We start from the raw sequence: 15,468 nt of genomic DNA on the forward strand, positions 1-15,468 counted from the left end.
CCTGATCGAGAGCGGGAGGACCCAGGCGATGAGCGAGACCGACGACGGCCGCTACCTGGTCGTGCGCAACGACGAGGAGCAGTACTCCATCTGGCGGGCGGACCGGGAGCTCCCCGCGGGCTGGCACGCCGAGGGCGCGTCCGGCACCCGGCAGGAGTGCCTGGACCACATCGGCCGGGTGTGGACGGACATGCGGCCGCTGAGCCTGCGCCGCCGCCTGGCCGAGGCGGACGCCTGACGCGGCCCGCGGGGGAGGACGGGGGACGCGAACGCCGGCCGGCGTGGCTGAGGCGCGGGGGAACCGAGCCCCGCCGGCCGGTGCGGTGCGGGATGACGGGCGATCTCCCTGAGCTGGTGCACGAACCAGCCCAGGGGCGACTTGCGGACGTCCGCGCCGTGAAGACACAGCGGGTCCGGGCGACCCGGACACGCCCATGGGCCTGCCCTGTCCGCGGCCGTCAGGCCTGCCGCCCCAGGGTGGACAGGTAGTCGTCCAGGGTGCGGTGCGGGGCCCAGCCCCGGGCGCGGGCGCGGGCCAGGTCCAGGACCACCGGGTGCGCCAGCTGGTCCACCGCGTAGCGGCTCAGGGCCGGTTCGCGGCCGGCGGCCGACGCCAGGGCCTCCGCCGCGCGTGCCGCCGCGCGGGCCGCCGGCAGGGGCAGGTGGCGGATCCGGGCGCGGACGCCGTGCGCGCGCAGGACCCGGCGCACCGCGTCGTCCCGCCCGTACGGGGCCGCGTCCGCCACGTTGTACGCGCCCGGGGCCCAGCCCGCGGCCGCGAGCGCGGCGCCGGCCAGGTTCTCCACCGCCGTCAGGCTGAGCAGGACGTCCGGCCCCGGCAGCAGCAGGGTGCCCGCCCGGACCCGGGACAGGAGCCGCGGCAGCAGCGTGGTGTCGCCCGGCCCGTACACGGCGCGCGGGCGCAGCACCACCGCGCCCGCGGCCAGGGCCAGCGCCTCGCCCGCCGCCTTGGTGCGGCCGTACGCGTTCAGGTGCCCGGCCTGCGGGTGGTCCTCGCGGACCAGGGTGCGGTCCCGGCGCGGGTCGTACACGCTCGCACTGCTCACCCACACCACGGGCGTGCCGCCGGCGGCGGCCGCCAGCCGCTCGGTGCCGTCCACGTTCACCGCCCGCATCCGCGCCTCCGCGGCCGAGCCGGGCGCCGGGTCGCCGACCGCCGCCGCGCAGTGCACGACGAGGTCCGCGCCGGCCAGGTCCGGCAGCTGCCGGGCCGCGTCCCAGAAGCGGTGCTCCCCGACGGGGCCGGGCCTGCGCCCCACGCACACCACGTCCGCTCCGGCCGCCGCCGCGGCGCGTGCGACGTGCCCGCCGCAGAAGCCGCTCGCCCCCGTCACCGCGACGCGCAGCCCGGCCACCCCGGTGAAGGCGCTCATGCGGCAGCCGCCCGTACGGTCAGGACCCGCCAGCCGGGCAGCGCGGCCCGCCGGTCCGCGCGGGCCCGCACCACGACCGGCCGGTACGGGGCCAGCGCGGCCAGCACGTCGGCCAGTTGGGCGCGGGCCAGCCGCGCGCCCGGGCAGGCGTGCGGGCCGGCACCGAACACCAGGTGCGCCTCGGCCGGCGGGGCCGGATCGAGGGCGTCGGGGCCGCGCCGGTGCGCGCCCGCCGCATGCCGGGCGACCAGCACCAGCCGGTCGCCCGCCCGCACCGGGCAGCCGCCGGCCGCGCCGTCGGCGGCAGCCGCCCGCGGCAGGACCGGCGAGGCCGCGGTGACCCGCAGCAGCTCGTCGGCGAGCCGCGGCAGCAGCTCCGGGTCGCCGGCCTGCCCCCACAGGCCGGCGTCGGCGCACCAGGCGACCGCCCTCGGCAGCGCGGCGACCGTGGTGTTCACGGCCGCCACCGCCAGCATCGCCGCCAGGGCGCCGTCGCCGCCCCCGCTCCCGGCCAGCAGCTCCCGCAGCTCCCGGGCGGTCCGGGCCGCCGCCTTCTTCGCGCCGGGCCGGGGCGGGCCCGGCAGGTGCCCGCGTACGGACGCCGCCGCCGCGGCCGCGGCCGCACGGGCCACCGCGGACGGGTCCGCGCCGGAGCCGAGCAGCGCGCACACCGCCGAACCCGACAACTCGGCGGCCAGCGCCACCGCATCGACCTCGCCGCCCCGGCCGAGCGGCGCGAGCCGCTCCGCCAGCAGCGGCCGCCACCGCACCCGCAGCCGCTTCACCCCGGCCGCACCGAGCCCGTCGGCCAGGTCGCGCCGGTCGGTGCGGTGACCGCTGCCCTCCTGGTCGAACAGCACCCCGCCTGCGCCCGCGAGCGCCTCGCGCGCGGCCGCCCCGGTGGTTCCGGCGGCCGTGCGGTCGAGCGGTATCCGCGTCAGCGCGTCCCGGTAGGCGCCGGCGTCGTGGACGAGCAGGGTCCCCCCGATCCGGCGCACCCCGCGCCCCCGCGTCGCGGCGAGCAGCGCGAACAGCACGGGATGGCTGCGCAGGTACACCCGCCGGTCCCTGCGGCGCGCCGCCGCGGCACCGCCGGCCGCGGCAGGCGCCGCGACGGTGCCGCCCGGCGCCGTACCGGCAGCCGCGACGAGCCGCGCCGTCGCACGCTGCGATGCCGCCCCGCCGGACTCCGCCGGGGCGCCGGTCGCCGGGGTTGCCGGGCATGCCGTACCGCCGGCCGCGTTCCGGGCCGTCATCGGGAGCCCTCCAACCGGGCCGCCGCGAGGGCGGATGCCGCCGTGCGGTCCGGTTTGCGGGAGCGGCCCGCCAGCGGGATCCGGGCGAACAGGACCGCGTCCGGGCGGGCCGTGCCCATCCGGTGCAGGGGGCCGGACAGGGCCGCCCGCAACCGCGGCAGGTCCGTGCCGGGCCGCGGCTGCACCAGCGCGACGAGCCGTTCGTCGCCCGCGGCCTCGGGGCCGCCGCCGGCCGGGACCCCGACCAGCACCGCCAGCTCGACGCCCGGCACGTGCAGCGAAGGCTCGTACAGGCCCGGGTAGATGTTCTCGGCGCGCCGCAGCACCATGTCCTTGGTCCTTCCCTCCAGTACGATCCGGCCCGCCGCGTCCAGCCGCGCCCGGTCCCCCGTACGCACCCACGGGTCGGGCTCCTCGCCCAGGTAGCGGTGGCGGGCCGCCGGCCCGGAGAGCAGCAGCTGCCCGTCCGCGTCCGGTTCGGCCCGTACGCCCGGCAGGGGGGCGCCGACCAGGTCGCCGGGGCCCTCGAACGCGGCTTTCTCCCGGGCCTCGACGGCCGCGGCCGGGAACAGCTCGGTCAGCGCGTACACGCCCCACGCCTGCGCCGCGCCCGCCTCGCGCACCCGGCCCAGGAGTTCGGCCCCGGCGGGCGCCGAGCCCGTCCACACACGCCCGTGGAAGCGGGCGCCCGCGCCGAGCGCCTCCCGCAGCCGCGGCGGCGTCAGGTACGTGTCCGCAGGCCGCAGCCGGTGCAGCTGCCGGGCCAGGACCCGCGCGGAGCGGGCGGGCAGGGCGACCGGCGCGCCCCGGGTGAGCGCGGGCACGAGGACGAAGAACGTCCCGCCGAGCACCGGCCGCGACGCCTCCCCGGCGGTCTCCCCGGCGGCCTGCCCGGCGGCGGAGAACAGCGCCTCGACGGTCTCCATCCCGGCCGCGAGGCCCGCCCGCGTGTGCACCACGGCCCGGGGCTGCGAGGTGGTCCCGGAGGTGAACACGACCACCGCGTCGGCGTCGTCCCCGACCGGCGCCGCCCCCGCCGCGGGCAGCCCGGCCCGCCGGGCCCCCCGCTCCAGCGCGGGCGCGCACCACGGCAGCCGCGGCCCGACGGTCGCGACCGGGCAGCCCAGGGTCCCCAGGTCGGGGAGGGCCAGTGCGGCCCGCCGGGCCAGCGGCCGCGCCCACCCGGCGGCGGCCTGCGCGGCCGCGTCGGCCAGCACCAGCGACGGCCGGGCCAGCGCCAGCCGGGCGCGCAGCACCTCCGGCCCGGCCCCCGGGTCGAGGACGGCGCCGCGCAGCCCGAGCCGCCACAGTGCCAGCAGCACCGCCAGGGCGCGCGGTCCGGGCCGCACCGCGACCCCGACGGTGTCGCCGGCCCGCAGCCCCCGCGCGTGCAGGGCGGCCGCGTATCCGTCGGCGAGGCCGGCGAGTTCGCCGCAGGTCGCCCGGACCCGCGGCGCGCCGCCGCGGGTCGAGGTGAGCACGGCCGCCCGGTTGGGCCGGCGGCGCAGGGCGTGGTCGAGTCGGTCGAGCATCAGCGGGGGTCCGTTCCGTGGCGGCCGCTGCCCTTGTCCAGGTACCAGCGGGCGGTGCCGGCGATCCCGTACGCGCGGATCCGGCGGGTGGAGTTCTCCACGACCATCGACCGGCAGCGGCTGATCCGGTCGGTGTGGCGGCGTACGGCGTTCAGGAAGAGCCGGTCGGTGGGCGAGGGGCGGCGCGGCATCCCGCCGACGGCCAGGTACAGCTCGGCGGTGATCGCCATGTTGTTCCCGGCGTGCATCCGGTAAGGGGCCCGGAACTCGCCGCGCCGCACGTGCTGCGGCCGCAGCCGCCCGAACAGCGAGGCGAGGCCCACGAGTGCGGCGAACCCGGCCCGGCCGAGCGGCCCGTGCTCGTCGCGCCGCGCGGTGATCCGCCCGCACACCAGGCCCGGCCGGGCCGTCAGCGCGGCCCGCGCCGCGCCCGCCCAGCCCGGCCGGGGCAGGCAGTCGGCGTCGGTGCGGGCCAGCAGCCGCGCCCCCTGCCCGATCGCGTACCGGAACCCGGTGTCGACAGCGGATCCGACGCCCTTCTCCGGCTCCTCGACGACCCGCACGGGGAACGGCGCGGACGCCGCGAAGGCCCGGGCGACGTCCCCCGTCCCGTCCGTGGAGGCGTTGTCGACGACCAGCAGGGTGAAGTCCCGGTCGTGCTGCGCGGCCAGCGCCCGCAGCGTCGCGCCCAGCCGGGCCGCCTCCTGGTGGGCGGGCACCACCACCCACATCTCGTGCCCGCTCACGACTTCTCCCAGACCATCGTCATGATGCTGATGCCGCCGCCCAGACCGACGAACAGCACCCGCTCCCCGGGCGCCAGCGCGCCGAACACCCGGTCGAGCTGCACGCCGAGGGTGGCGCTCGCGACGTTCCCCAGCTCGGGCACGGTGACGACCAGCTTCTCCGCGGGCACCCCGGTCAGCTCGGCGAACCGCTCCAGGTACGGCACCGTCACCTGGTGCACGAGCACCTTCGCGAAACCGTCCCAGTCGGTGCCGGCGCGGTGCAGCGTCCGGTCGATGACCGCCGTCCCGACCTTCTCGAACACGCCGCGCAGCTCGTGGCCGTCGCCGCGGAAGTACGTGTACGCGTCCCCTCGCGGGTGGCGCGAGCCGCCGCCCGGTATCCCGCCGACCTCCCAGTGCTCCGAGTGCGTCTCGGTGTCGACGTCGAGGATCCCGCCCCGCTCCACCGCCTCCACGACGACGGCCGCCCCGGCGTCGCCGAACGTGTACCCGGCGAAGCCGGCGCGCAGTTCGGCGAGGTCGGCCGGCGCGTACTGCACGGCCCGGCTCGGGGTCTCCCCGGTGACGACCAGGGCCCGCCGGGCCCGCCCGGCCAGGACCATGGAACGGGCGAGGTCGATGCCGTTGACGAAGCTGTTGCAGGCGTTGGTGACGTCCACGGCGTGCGCCCGCGTGCCCAGTTCCGCCTGCACGATGTGCGCGGTGGCCGGCTCGACCATGTCGCGGGTCGCGGACGCGAACACCAGCAGGTCGATGTCCGGGGCGGCCAGCCCGGCCGCGTCCATGGCCCGGCGGGCCGCGCCCGCGGCGAGCGTGGACGCGTACACCCCCGGCCCTGCGACACGGCGGGCGGCGATCCCGGTGGCCTGCGTCAGCAGCCTCGGCGGCAGGGCCAGGCCGCTGCGGCGCGCCACCTCCTCCTGGAGGGCGTCCGAGGACAGGACCCCGTCGGGCAGCATGCTGCCGACGGCGGTGATGCCCGCGCGGAGTCGGGGATCAGGCAAGGAAGTGAACATGCCCGCCACGATGGCAACCGGCGGCGGCCCGGACCTGAGTACGGATGCTCACTTCGCGCCGCGGCCGCCCCCGGACCGCCTGAGTACGGCGACTACGCGCGCGGCACCTCCTCCACCGTGCTCGTGCCCGCGCCGGGCCCGGACTCCCACTCCCAGGACTCCTCCAACCGAAGCCGCCCGTCCGGCAGTTCCGTCACCGCGGACGTGCAGTGCCCGGAGGCGGTCGTCCCGTCGGGCCGCAGCTGCACGTACCGGAAGTCGAGCACGTCGCCGGTGCGCGTACCGACGAGGAACCCGCGGACGACGTCCCCGCCCGCGTACTCGGCCCAGATCCGCCCCGCCTCCTCGCGGTACGTGAACCGGGTCTCCCTCCCGACCTGACCCGGCGCCTGGTCGGCGACCGGCGCGAACACGACACCCTCAAGCGGACGCGCCACGACACACTCCTGCGAAGAAACGACGAGCGGGCCCCCCGCCCCTGCGCGAGACGCTACCCGACGCGCCGCACGTACTCGCGTTCGCCGGCCGCGGGGGAGTACGACCTCGCGCTCACGCCCGCCGTGATGCGGGACACGTGGCAGGCCCCGCCGCACGAGACGCCGGTGGCGTTCGTCACAGAGGTCGAGGACTTCCTGCGCGGCTGACCCGGCCGCAAGGAACGGAAAAGCCTGTGGGGCGCGAGTGATCTCGCGCCCCACAGGCGACAGGGTGAGTGACGGGACTCGAACCCGCGGCCACCTGGACCACAACCAGGTGCTCTACCAACTGAGCTACACCCACCACGACGGGCGGCGGTCCGCCCGTTCGATGTGCACGCACAGCATAGCCGATCAGCGGGGTGGTCCCGCGACACGCCGCCCCCCGGCGGCCCCGGCGGGCCGCCCCCCCAGGCGGCCCGCCGCCCCGCCGGACGGGCGCGCGCCCGTCAGCCGGCGGCCGCGGCGTGCGCCACGGCCGCCGCCGCGAGGGCCCTCACCACCGGATGGGGGCGGCTCCCGTCGCCGTACAGCTCCGGCTGGAAGAGGGTGGCCAGGAAGAACGGGTGCCCCGGCAGCTCCGCCATCCGCAGCTGCCCCTCCTCGTCGTGCCCGGACAGCCTCAGCCCGTGCGCGGCGAGCGCCGGCAGGTGGCGGGGGTCCGGGCCGAAGGTGCAGTGGTAGCGCTCCAGGCTCCGCTCCGCCCCCAGCGCCGCCTCGGCCAGCGAGCCGGGCTCGGCCCGGACCAGGCCCTCGTGCCCGACGAGCGAGCAGGCGAGCGGCGCGATCAGCAGGTCCCCGGCGGCGGGGTCGTTCTCCGCGTGCCCGACGGCCAGCCCGCACACCGAGCGGGCGAATTCGAGCAGGGCGTGCTGGAAGCCGCCGCAGGTCCCGAGGAAGGGGATGCCCTCCTCGCGGGCGGTCCGGATCGCGGCGAGCGCCCCGGCCTCGCTGGCGTACGGGCTGCCGGGCAGCATCCAGACGGCATCGAAGCGGGCGAGCGAGCCGGAGGCGGCCTCGGCTTCGGCGTCGGCGGTGGGGATCCAGTACGCGTCGAGGACGAGCCCGTCGCGGGAAGTGAGGGCGTCGAGGAGGCGCGGGATCCGGACGTGGGACTCGACGTGCGGGGAGCGGTCGCCGACGAGCGCGACACGCGCCGGGCGGGTTGTGCCGGTGGGTGCGGCAGGGGTTCCGGTCGCGGGTGAGGCAGGCGTGGCGGGTGTCGTCGCAGGCGTGAGCCCGTGGGGTGCGGTGGTCATACGGATCATCCTGTGGCCGGCTGCACGTTCAGCGCCAACGATTGTTCCTTCATGATCGATAAGTGATCCTGATGGCCATGGATCCGCACCTGCTCCGCACCTTCGCCGCCGTGGCCCGCCTGGCGTCCTTCTCCGCCGCCGCCCGCGAGCTCGGCTACACCCAGTCGGCCGTCTCCCAGCACATCGCCGCCCTGGAGGCCGACCTGGGCACCGGCCTGCTCACCCGCCGGCCCGTCGCCCCCACCCCCGCGGGGCACCGCCTCCTCGAACACACCGCGCCGCTGCTGCTCCGGATCGACGCCGCCCGCGCCGACGTCCGCCGGCTGGCGGCGGCCCCGCCCGGCCGCCTGACCCTCGCCGCGTCCCCGCTCGCCGTCGGCCCGGCGCTGCTCGCCGCACTGCCCGCCACCGGCGTCGAACTGCGGGTCGTCCCGCCGGCCGCGGTGCCGGCCGCCGTCGCCACCGGCGGCTGCGACCTCGGCCTCACCGACGGCACGGCCGCCCCCAGCGACCCGCTGCGCCTGCCCGACGTCGCGCCCCTGGCCGTCACCGGCGTCGCCGAGGAGCCCCTCGCCGTCCTGCTCCCGGCCGGGCACCCCTTCGCCGGGCGGGCCGCGCTGCGGCTGGACGACCTGGCCGACGCCCGCTGGCTCGACGCCCCGCACGTCGGACTCGCCCCGCCCGCCGCCGCCCGCACCACCCCCGCCCTGCGGTACGACGGCACCGACCTGTACGCCCTGTGCTCGCTCGCCGCCGCCGGGCACGGACTGGCCCTGCTGCCCCGCCGCGTCGCCGAAGCCGCCGCGGCGCGCGCGGCCGGGGCCGCCGTACCGCTGGCCGGCACCCGGCTGGTGCACCGCACCGAGCTGATCACCCCCCGTACGCCGGCGCCCGCCGCGGCCGCCCTGGCCGCACGCCTCACGGCGCCCGCCTGAACCGGGCCCGGGCCGCCGGCCTCACGGCCCGAGGACGACCGCCGACTCCGCCGGGACGCGGACGCGCCCGTTCGCGTCCGGATGCGGAACCTCCTCCCATGCGGCCAGCACCCGCACCCCGTTCCGGCCCAGCGCGACCGTCGCCGGCTCCGGAGCCGCATTCACCACCACCCGGATGTCGCCCCGTCGGAACGTCAGCCAGCGCCGCTCCTCGTCGTACGCCACCCGCACCGCCGCCAGATCCGGATCCCGCAAATCCGGATGCCCGCGCCGCAGCGCGACCAGCGTCCGGTACCAGGCCAGCAGCCGCGCGTGCGGCTCCCGCTCCGGCTCCGCCCAGTCCAGGCACGACCGCTCCCGGGTGGCCGGGTCCTGCGGGTCCGGGACCTCCTCGGGACGCCACCCGTGCGCGGCGAACTCCCGGCGCCTGCCCTCCCGTACGGCCCGGGCCAGGTCCGGGTCGGGATGGTCGGTGAAGTACTGCCACGGCGAGCCCGCACCCCACTCCTCGCCCATGAACAGCATCGGCACGAACGGCCCCGCCAGCACCAGCGCCGCGGCGCACGCCTGCAGCCCCGGCGACACCGACGCGGCGAGCCGGTCGCCCTGCGCCCGGTTGCCGACCTGGTCGTGCGTCTGCGCGTACCCGAGGAACCGGTGCGCCGGCGTGTGGCGGCGGTCCACCGGCCGGCCGTGCGTGCGCTCCCGGAAGGAGGACCACGTCCCGTCGTGGAAGAACACCCGCGTCATCGTCTTCGCCAGTGCGGCGAGCGGCGCCTGCGCGAAGTCGGCGTAGTAGCCCTGTGATTCGCCGGTCAGCACACAGTGCAGCGCATGGTGGAAGTCGTCGTTCCACTGGGCGTGCAGGCCGAGCCCGCCGGCCGTGCGGGGCGCCGTCGTCCGCGGGTCGCAGGCGTCCGACTCGGCGATCAGGAACAGCGGCCGCCCCGTCTCGGCGGCGAGCGCGTCCACCGCCGCGGACAGCTCCTCCAGGAACGTCAGCGCCCGCCCGTCGGCCAGCGCGTGCACGGCGTCCAGGCGCAGCCCGTCGATCCCGTAGTCCCGCAGCCAGGCCAGTGCACTGCCGAGGAAGTAGGCGCGGACCTCGTCGGAGCCGGGGCCGTCCAGGTTCACGGCCGCGCCCCACGGGGTGTGGTGCGCGTCCGTGAAGTACGGCCCGAAGGCGGGCAGGTGGTTCCCGGAGGGCCCCAGGTGGTTGTGGACGACGTCCAGCACCACCCCGAGCCCGGCCCGGTGGGCGGCGTCCACGAACCGGGCCAGCCCGGCCGGGCCCCCGTACGGCTCGTGCACCGCCCACGGCGCCACCCCGTCGTACCCCCACCCGTGCCGGCCGGGGAACGGGCAGACGGGCATCAGCTCGACGTGCGTGACGCCGAGCGCGACCAGGTGCGGGAGACGGGCGGCCGCCGCGTCGAAGGTGCCCTCGGGGGTGAACGTGCCGACGTGCAGCTCGTACAGGACCGCGTCCTGCAGGCGGATGCCCGGCGGCGGCGCCTGCGGCGCAAGGGAGGCGGTGTCGACCACCGCGGACAGGCCGTCAGGGCCGTCCGGCAGCCGCCGGCCGCGCGGGTCGGGCCGCACCTGCGGGCCGCCGCCCAACCGGAACCCGTACCGGTCGCCGTCCCCGGCCGGGGCCCGCACCACCCACCAGCCCGGCCGGTCCGGGTCGCGCTCCATGCCGTGCTCGGCCTGCCCGAGCCGCAGCGCGACCCGGTCCGTCAGCGGTGCCCACACCTCGAACTGCACGGGCGGTCCCCTCGTCTTCGGCGTACCGGAACGTGTGCTGTGCCATGTGCCGCACCCATCATCGCCGGGCGGCCGGCCCCGTTCTGGACACTCCGGCCCCGACGGGCCGACAATCACCCCGTGACGTCGAGTTTCGAGTTCCCCGCCTACCCCGCGCCGCGCCTGTCCGACGCGGAGCGCGACAGAGCCCTCGGCAAGCTCCGCGAAGGCGCGGCCGCGGGCAGGCTGTCCCACGACACCTTCCTGCGCCGCATGGAGCTCGCCCTCGCCGCCCGCCGCCCCGAGGAACTCGCCGTCCTCGTCGCCGACCTCGACGGCCGCGACGGCGAAACGCCGTGGGCGCGCCGCCTGTTCGGCTGGGTGGGCCGCCTCTCCGCCGTGTCCGCCGGGGTCCGGCGCGCCTGGACCGTCGAACGGCTCCCCAGGCTGCTGCTGCCCCACCCGGGCGCCCAGCCGCTGCGCATCGGCCGCGACCCGGGCAACGGCCTGCGCCTCACCGACGAGACGGTCTCCCGCGTCCACGCCGAACTCGGCATGCGCGACGGCATGTGGATCCTCACCGACCTCGGCTCCTCGAACGGCACCACCGTCAACGGCCGCAGGGTGACGGGCTCGATCGCCGTCCGCGACGGCGACCAGATCGGCTTCGGCCGCATGTCCTTCCGCCTCTCCTCCACCTGACGGAGCGGCCGGGGGCGGTGGGGCGCGGCCGGGGCGGAGGGCGGAGGATGACCCCCATGAACCCCGAACCCGCCCCCGTGGTCCGCCCGGCCAGGCCGGAGGACCTCCCCCGCCTGGCCGAGCTGGTGCGCGAGCACATCGCGTACGAGAAGTCCGCGCCCCGCCCGCCGGGCCTGGCAGAACGGCTCGCCCCGCACCTGTTCGCACCGGAGCCGCGGGCCTGGGTCCTGCTCGCGGAGGACCCGTCCGGCCGGGTCGCCGGATACGCGGCCTGCACCGCCGAGTTCTCCTTCTGGGACGCCCGGCACTACCTCCACATGGACTGCCTCTACCTCGCGGAGGAGGCTCGCGGCCACGGCCTGGGCGCGGCCCTGCTGGACGCGGTGGCCGCCCTGGCCCGCGACCTGGACCTCACCGAGGTCCAGTGGCAGACCCCGGACTGGAACGAGGGCGCCCGCCGCTTCTACGACCGCCGGGGCGCCCGCGGCACCCCGAAGCAGCGCTACACCCTCCCGGTTCCGCCGGACGGCACCACCGCCCGCTGAGGCGGATCCGTCGCGCCGCCCCGGCAGCGGCCGGCGTCGGCCGATCCCGGCGGCGGGTCACAGCGACCTCAGCAGGTGCGTGTAGGTGGCGAGGACCGTGCGGGACTGGTGTTCCACCTGGGTGGGGATCGGGACCGGGCGGGCCTGGAAGCGGGCCGCGAAGTCCGTGCACCAGCCCGTCACCAGGCGGTCCAGTCCCGCGGCGGCGGGGTGGCCGCGGCCGCGCAGGACGCGCAGGAGCATCGCGGCGGCGCGCAGGGAGAGCCGGCGGCCGAAGGCGTCGATGCTGTGGATGCGGGCCGCGGTGGCCTCCGCGGGTGCCGCGGGGCCCGTCCACTCGGTGGTGATCCCGGGGATCAGGCCGAGCGTCCAGTCGACGGCGCGCAGCAGGGCCTCGGAGCCCGGGTCGTCCTCCGCGGGGGGACCGTCGGCGTGGTGGCGGACCGCGGCGACCAGGGCGGCGTCCCGGGTGAGGCGGTCGGCCAGGGTGCGGAGGGCGCCGCGCGGGTCGGGGTGCGGGGCCGGGTCGTCGACGAGGTCGGAGGCCCACATGGGGACCTCGACGACGGCGGTGGCACCGGCGTGCCGGTGGGCCCGGTACCAGGTGCTGAGCCGGGTGTCCTCGGGGTGGAAGGAGCGCGGGGCGTCCGGCCCGGCCGGCGGCAGGACGAAGACGCCGGGGCCGGGCGAGGGCCAGCCGGCGGCGTCCGAGGCGCCCGTCTCGACCGGGATCCGCAGCTCCGCCGCGGACTTGGCGAACGGCTCGGCCAGGCCCGGTATGTCGCGGGTGAGCTGTACCCAGGAGCCGCCGAGGTCGGTGGCGTGCAGGGAGACCTGGAGCACCGGCCGGAGCTCGTCGATGAGCCCGGTCAGGATCCGGGTCTCCGGCGGGAGCCGGTCCGGCGGCAGCAGGGACGGAGCCCATTCGGGCTGCTCGGGGCCCGGGGGGCGGTAGAAGCTGCGGTGGTAGTCGAGCAGCGACCGCGGCTGCGGGGTGCGGTGCAGGGCGGCGCCGTCCGGGTCCGCGCACAGCAGGAAGTGCCAGCCGCCGCCGGCCCGCGGTCCGCTGCCGGGGGCCGGGCGGCCGGCGGCCAGGTGCCGGGCCAGGGCGAGGGCGGTGGCGCCGCCGACGGGCTCGTTGGCGTGGGCCCCGGCGACGACGAGCACCTCGCCGCCGTCCGGGGCGGAGCCGGAGCCGCCGGGGCCGCCGGGGCCGCAGGGGTGGACGGAGAGCAGCCAGAGCGGCTCCCCGGCCCGGGAGGAGCCGGCCCGGCGCAGCCGCGCCCGGCGGGGGTGTTCGTCCGCCAGCGCGCGGGCGGCCTGCGCGAGTTCGCGCGGTGTGGGGTAGCGCATGTCCTGGTGGTGTGTCACCTCCAAGCAATGCCCGCCGCGCACGCCCGCTACTGCTCCTCGGGGCCCGCATCTTCACGGAATGCCCTGGCCAACGCCCTGCCGTTGGCCAAAGCTTCGCGGTCGCGCTGCGAGCGGCTGCTCCCCGGCCCGCGCGGCCGCCGCCCCTCGGCCCGCCCCCTCGGCCCGCCCTCAGCCCCGCCCCCTCAGCCCGTCCCCTCCGCCCGGACCAGGGCCGCCACCGGTCGGGCCGACAGCAGTTCGGCCAGGCGGGCCTCGCCCTCGTACGCCTCCGCCCCGTATGCCTCCGCCCCCGTCGGCGGCAGCAGCGGGACCCACCTCCCCGGAGGCAGCGGCAGGACCGTGTCCCGCCAGCCGCCCGCGCGGGCCAGCCGGAGCGAGAGCCGGGTCGCCGCCGCCACCAGACCGCCCGTACGGGTGAACGCCAGGCAGTGGGCGGCCGCCGGGCCGCGGGCCGCCAGCGGTGCGTACCCGGTGAACAGCTCGGGCCGGTCCCGCCGGAGCCGCAGCAGGGCCGCCGTCAGGGCCAGCTTCTCCTCCGCCTGGCCCCGCGGAGCCGCCCCCGCGTCCAGCCGGGCCAGCGCCTCCCGCGGGAAGACCGCCGGGCGGCGGTTGTCGGGGTCGACCAGCGCCCGGTACTCCGACTCCGAGCCCTGGTACACCTCCGGGACGCCCGGCATCGCCAGGTGCAGCAGCGCCATCCCCAGCAGGTTCGCCCGGGCCGCCTCCGCGGCCTCCTTCGGCAGCTCCTCCGCATCCGGCACGCAGGCGGCGACCGTCTCCTCGTACGCCTCGTCCGGCTCGGTCCAGCCGGTCCGCAGCGCCGCCTCCCGGACCGCCTTCAGCAGCGCCCCGGACAGCCGCTCCTCCCGCTCCGGCACCTCGCCCAGCCCGAGGGCGGTCTGCCGCGCCACCCACGCGAGCTGCGGGTCCGCGCCGCCCGGCCGGCCCATCAGGCCGGGGTCCTGCGACAGGGCGGAGATCCGGGCCCGCACGTCCGCGCTCCGCTTCGTGTCGTGCGTGGACAGCACCGTCCCGGTACGCGGCCAGTCGCGCTCCACGGCGGCGCAGTACGCGTGGAACTCGCCCGGGGACACCGCCGGCCGCCCCGGGTCCGCCCCGACCTCGGCCGCCGACAGCAGCGGCGCGTACCGGTAGAAGGCCCGGTCCTCCAGCGACTTGGCGCGCAGCGCCGCCGACGTCTGGGAGAACCGCGCGGCGAAGGCCGCATCGGCCCGCACCAGCTCCCGCACGCCGTCCACCGCCGCGGCGCCGGCCTGCCGCGCCGCCTCCGCCGCGGCCCGCGGATCGAACTGCCCGCCGCCCGGGTAGGGCCGGTAGACCGGGTAGGCGACCAGCAGCTCCCGCACGGCCGGGGCGAGCCCCGGACCCGCGGCCCGCTCCAGGGCCGCGAGCTCGGCGGCCAGGTCGCCCTCCAGCACCTCCCGGGTGCAGGCCCGGGCCGTCTCCCGCCAGCCCGGCAGGCCCGTCGACTCCCGGAACCGGCGGTCGAGTTCGGCGGCGCCGTCCGGGCAGGTGAACACGCCGTCGACCCGGTGCAGGGCGTCGTAGCCGGTGGTCCCGGCGACGGGCCAGCCGGCCGGCAGCCGCTCCCGCCGGCCGAGGATCTTCTCCACCACGACCCAGCAGTCCCCGCCGACGCCGGCGCGCAGCCGCCGCAGGTAGCCCTCCGGGTCGGCGAGCCCGTCCACGTGGTCGATCCGCAGCCCGGCCGCCACCCCGTCCCGCACCAGCTCCAGCACCTTCGCGTGCGAGGCGGCGAACACCCCGGGGTCCTCCACCCGGACGCCGATCAGCTGCGCGATGGTGAAGAAGCGCCGGTAGTTCAGCCCGGTGCGCGCCGCCCGCCAGTGGGCGGGCCGGTACCACTGCTCCGCGAGCAGCTCGGGCAGCGGCAGCCCGGCCGTCCCCGGGCGCAGCGGGAACTCCCACGCGCCGTGGCGCAGCACCTCGCCGTCGACGGCGCACTCGGCCGGGTCGAACGGCCGGTCGAGCAGAGGCAGCAGCACCTTGCCGCCGCCCGCCTCCCAGTCGATGTCGAACCAGCGGGCCGACGGCGATCCCGGCCCGTCCCGCAGCACCTCCCACAGCGGCCGGTTCAGCCGCAGCGGGAAGGGCACCGCCATGTGGTTCGGCACGATGTCCAGGACGAGGCCCAGCCCGTGTTCCCGGGCGGTGGCGGCCAGTGCCCGCAGCCCGGCCTCCCCGCCGAGCTCCTCCCGGACGCGGGTGTGGTCGGTGACGTCGTACCCGTGCAGGGAGCCCGGGACGGCCTCCAGGACGGGGGAGAGGTGCAGGTGGGAGGCGCCGAGCGAGGCGATGTGCGGCACGGCGGCCGCCGCCGCGGCGAAGGGGGCCTCCGGGGACAGCTGGAGGCGGTACGTCGCGGACGGCGCCGCGGGCACGGCCCCCGCCCGGGCGCCGGATCGTACGGTTGACTGCTTCTCAGGCCGGCTCATGAGAACG

At 78.1% G+C, this 15,468-nt stretch carries 14 protein-coding genes and 1 tRNA gene; 4 read left to right on the forward strand and 11 right to left on the reverse strand.

From position 1 onward, the window contains the following. Window positions 1-28 precede the first annotated feature (28 nt). The gene (locus C0216_RS09210) at window positions 29-238 is read left to right on the forward strand and encodes an MbtH family protein (protein ID WP_114054794.1); all 210 of its coding nucleotides are present in this window, start codon (window positions 29-31) and stop codon (window positions 236-238) included. Between the two features lie 220 nt (window positions 239-458). On the opposite strand, the gene C0216_RS09215 is transcribed toward C0216_RS09210, so the two are convergent. From C0216_RS09215 to C0216_RS09255, 8 genes are all read right to left on the reverse strand, one after another. Continuing rightward, entirely contained in the window at window positions 459-1,394 is a 936-nt protein-coding gene (locus C0216_RS09215; RefSeq protein WP_114054795.1) for an NAD-dependent epimerase/dehydratase family protein, read from the reverse strand. Then, a complete protein-coding gene (locus tag C0216_RS09220; RefSeq protein ID WP_216827062.1) occupies window positions 1,391-2,650 on the reverse strand; it encodes a cytochrome P450 in 1,260 nt (419 codons plus the stop codon). Before C0216_RS09220 ends, C0216_RS09215 begins: the two co-directional genes overlap by 4 nt. Then, window positions 2,647-4,182 carry a class I adenylate-forming enzyme family protein gene (locus C0216_RS09225; RefSeq protein ID WP_114054796.1) on the reverse strand — a complete coding sequence of 512 codons (1,536 nt, stop codon included), beginning with the start codon at window positions 4,180-4,182 and terminating at the stop codon, window positions 2,647-2,649. The genes C0216_RS09220 and C0216_RS09225 overlap by 4 nt, the downstream gene beginning before the upstream one ends. Then, the gene (locus C0216_RS09230; protein WP_246042422.1) at window positions 4,182-4,928 is read right to left on the reverse strand and encodes a glycosyltransferase family 2 protein; all 747 of its coding nucleotides are present in this window, start codon (window positions 4,926-4,928) and stop codon (window positions 4,182-4,184) included. Before C0216_RS09230 ends, C0216_RS09225 begins: the two co-directional genes overlap by 1 nt. Next, on the reverse strand, window positions 4,925-5,935 hold the full coding sequence (locus C0216_RS09235; protein ID WP_246042423.1) for a 3-oxoacyl-ACP synthase III family protein: 1,011 nt from the start codon (window positions 5,933-5,935) through the stop codon (window positions 4,925-4,927). Before C0216_RS09235 ends, C0216_RS09230 begins: the two co-directional genes overlap by 4 nt. A gap of 104 nt (window positions 5,936-6,039) precedes the next feature. Continuing rightward, complete coding sequence (locus C0216_RS09240; protein WP_114054797.1) at window positions 6,040-6,384, reverse strand: hypothetical protein; 345 nt, start codon at window positions 6,382-6,384, stop codon at window positions 6,040-6,042. Between the two features lie 270 nt (window positions 6,385-6,654). Next, window positions 6,655-6,727: transfer RNA gene (locus C0216_RS09250), tRNA-His, on the reverse strand. A gap of 145 nt (window positions 6,728-6,872) precedes the next feature. Next, on the reverse strand, window positions 6,873-7,682 hold the full coding sequence (locus tag C0216_RS09255; protein WP_114054798.1) for a CTP synthase C-terminal region-related (seleno)protein: 810 nt from the start codon (window positions 7,680-7,682) through the stop codon (window positions 6,873-6,875). Window positions 7,683-7,759: 77 nt separating this feature from the next. On the opposite strand from C0216_RS09255, the gene C0216_RS09260 reads away from it, so the two are divergent. Continuing rightward, a complete protein-coding gene (locus C0216_RS09260; protein WP_114058553.1) occupies window positions 7,760-8,617 on the forward strand; it encodes a LysR family transcriptional regulator in 858 nt (285 codons plus the stop codon). Window positions 8,618-8,638: 21 nt separating this feature from the next. Here the strand turns inward: C0216_RS09260 and treZ are convergent, their stop codons facing one another. After that, window positions 8,639-10,384 (reverse strand): malto-oligosyltrehalose trehalohydrolase, encoded by a 1,746-nt coding sequence (gene treZ / locus C0216_RS09265; RefSeq protein ID WP_114054799.1) that lies wholly within the window; start codon window positions 10,382-10,384, stop codon window positions 8,639-8,641. Between the two features lie 120 nt (window positions 10,385-10,504). Between treZ and C0216_RS09270 the strand changes: the two genes are divergently transcribed. Both C0216_RS09270 and C0216_RS09275 read left to right on the forward strand, forming a co-directional pair. Continuing rightward, window positions 10,505-11,065: a DUF1707 and FHA domain-containing protein gene (locus C0216_RS09270; RefSeq protein ID WP_114054800.1), complete on the forward strand. Its 561-nt coding sequence runs from the start codon at window positions 10,505-10,507 to the stop codon at window positions 11,063-11,065. Window positions 11,066-11,121: 56 nt separating this feature from the next. Next, a complete protein-coding gene (locus C0216_RS09275; RefSeq protein ID WP_114054801.1) occupies window positions 11,122-11,610 on the forward strand; it encodes a GNAT family N-acetyltransferase in 489 nt (162 codons plus the stop codon). A gap of 57 nt (window positions 11,611-11,667) precedes the next feature. Here the strand turns inward: C0216_RS09275 and C0216_RS09280 are convergent, their stop codons facing one another. Together C0216_RS09280 and treY are read right to left on the reverse strand one after the other, a co-directional pair. Further along, window positions 11,668-12,963 (reverse strand): M14 family zinc carboxypeptidase, encoded by a 1,296-nt coding sequence (locus tag C0216_RS09280; protein WP_428985408.1) that lies wholly within the window; start codon window positions 12,961-12,963, stop codon window positions 11,668-11,670. 203 nt (window positions 12,964-13,166) lie between these two features. Continuing rightward, entirely contained in the window at window positions 13,167-15,461 is a 2,295-nt protein-coding gene (gene treY / locus C0216_RS09285; protein ID WP_114054803.1) for a malto-oligosyltrehalose synthase, read from the reverse strand. Between the last annotated feature and the right edge of the window lie 7 nt (window positions 15,462-15,468).

It is taken from the genome of Streptomyces globosus (assembly GCF_003325375.1).
Classification (GTDB): Bacteria; Actinomycetota; Actinomycetes; order Streptomycetales; family Streptomycetaceae; genus Streptomyces; species Streptomyces globosus_A.

Bases quoted from the DNA above. Each gene is read 5' to 3' on its own strand.
- C0216_RS09210 (WP_114054794.1), top strand. From the start codon at position 29: ATGAGCGAGACCGACGACGGCCGCTACCTGGTCGTGCGCAACGACGAG.
- C0216_RS09215 (WP_114054795.1), bottom strand. From the start codon at position 1,394: ATGAGCGCCTTCACCGGGGTGGCCGGGCTGCGCGTCGCGGTGACGGGG.
- C0216_RS09220 (WP_216827062.1), bottom strand. From the start codon at position 2,650: ATGACGGCCCGGAACGCGGCCGGCGGTACGGCATGCCCGGCAACCCCG.
- C0216_RS09225 (WP_114054796.1), bottom strand. From the start codon at position 4,182: ATGCTCGACCGACTCGACCACGCCCTGCGCCGCCGGCCCAACCGGGCG.
- C0216_RS09255 (WP_114054798.1), bottom strand. From the start codon at position 7,682: ATGACCACCGCACCCCACGGGCTCACGCCTGCGACGACACCCGCCACG.
- C0216_RS09260 (WP_114058553.1), top strand. From the start codon at position 7,760: ATGGATCCGCACCTGCTCCGCACCTTCGCCGCCGTGGCCCGCCTGGCG.
- C0216_RS09275 (WP_114054801.1), top strand. From the start codon at position 11,122: ATGAACCCCGAACCCGCCCCCGTGGTCCGCCCGGCCAGGCCGGAGGAC.
- C0216_RS09280 (WP_428985408.1), bottom strand. From the start codon at position 12,963: ATGCGCTACCCCACACCGCGCGAACTCGCGCAGGCCGCCCGCGCGCTG.
- treY (WP_114054803.1), bottom strand. From the start codon at position 15,461: ATGAGCCGGCCTGAGAAGCAGTCAACCGTACGATCCGGCGCCCGGGCG.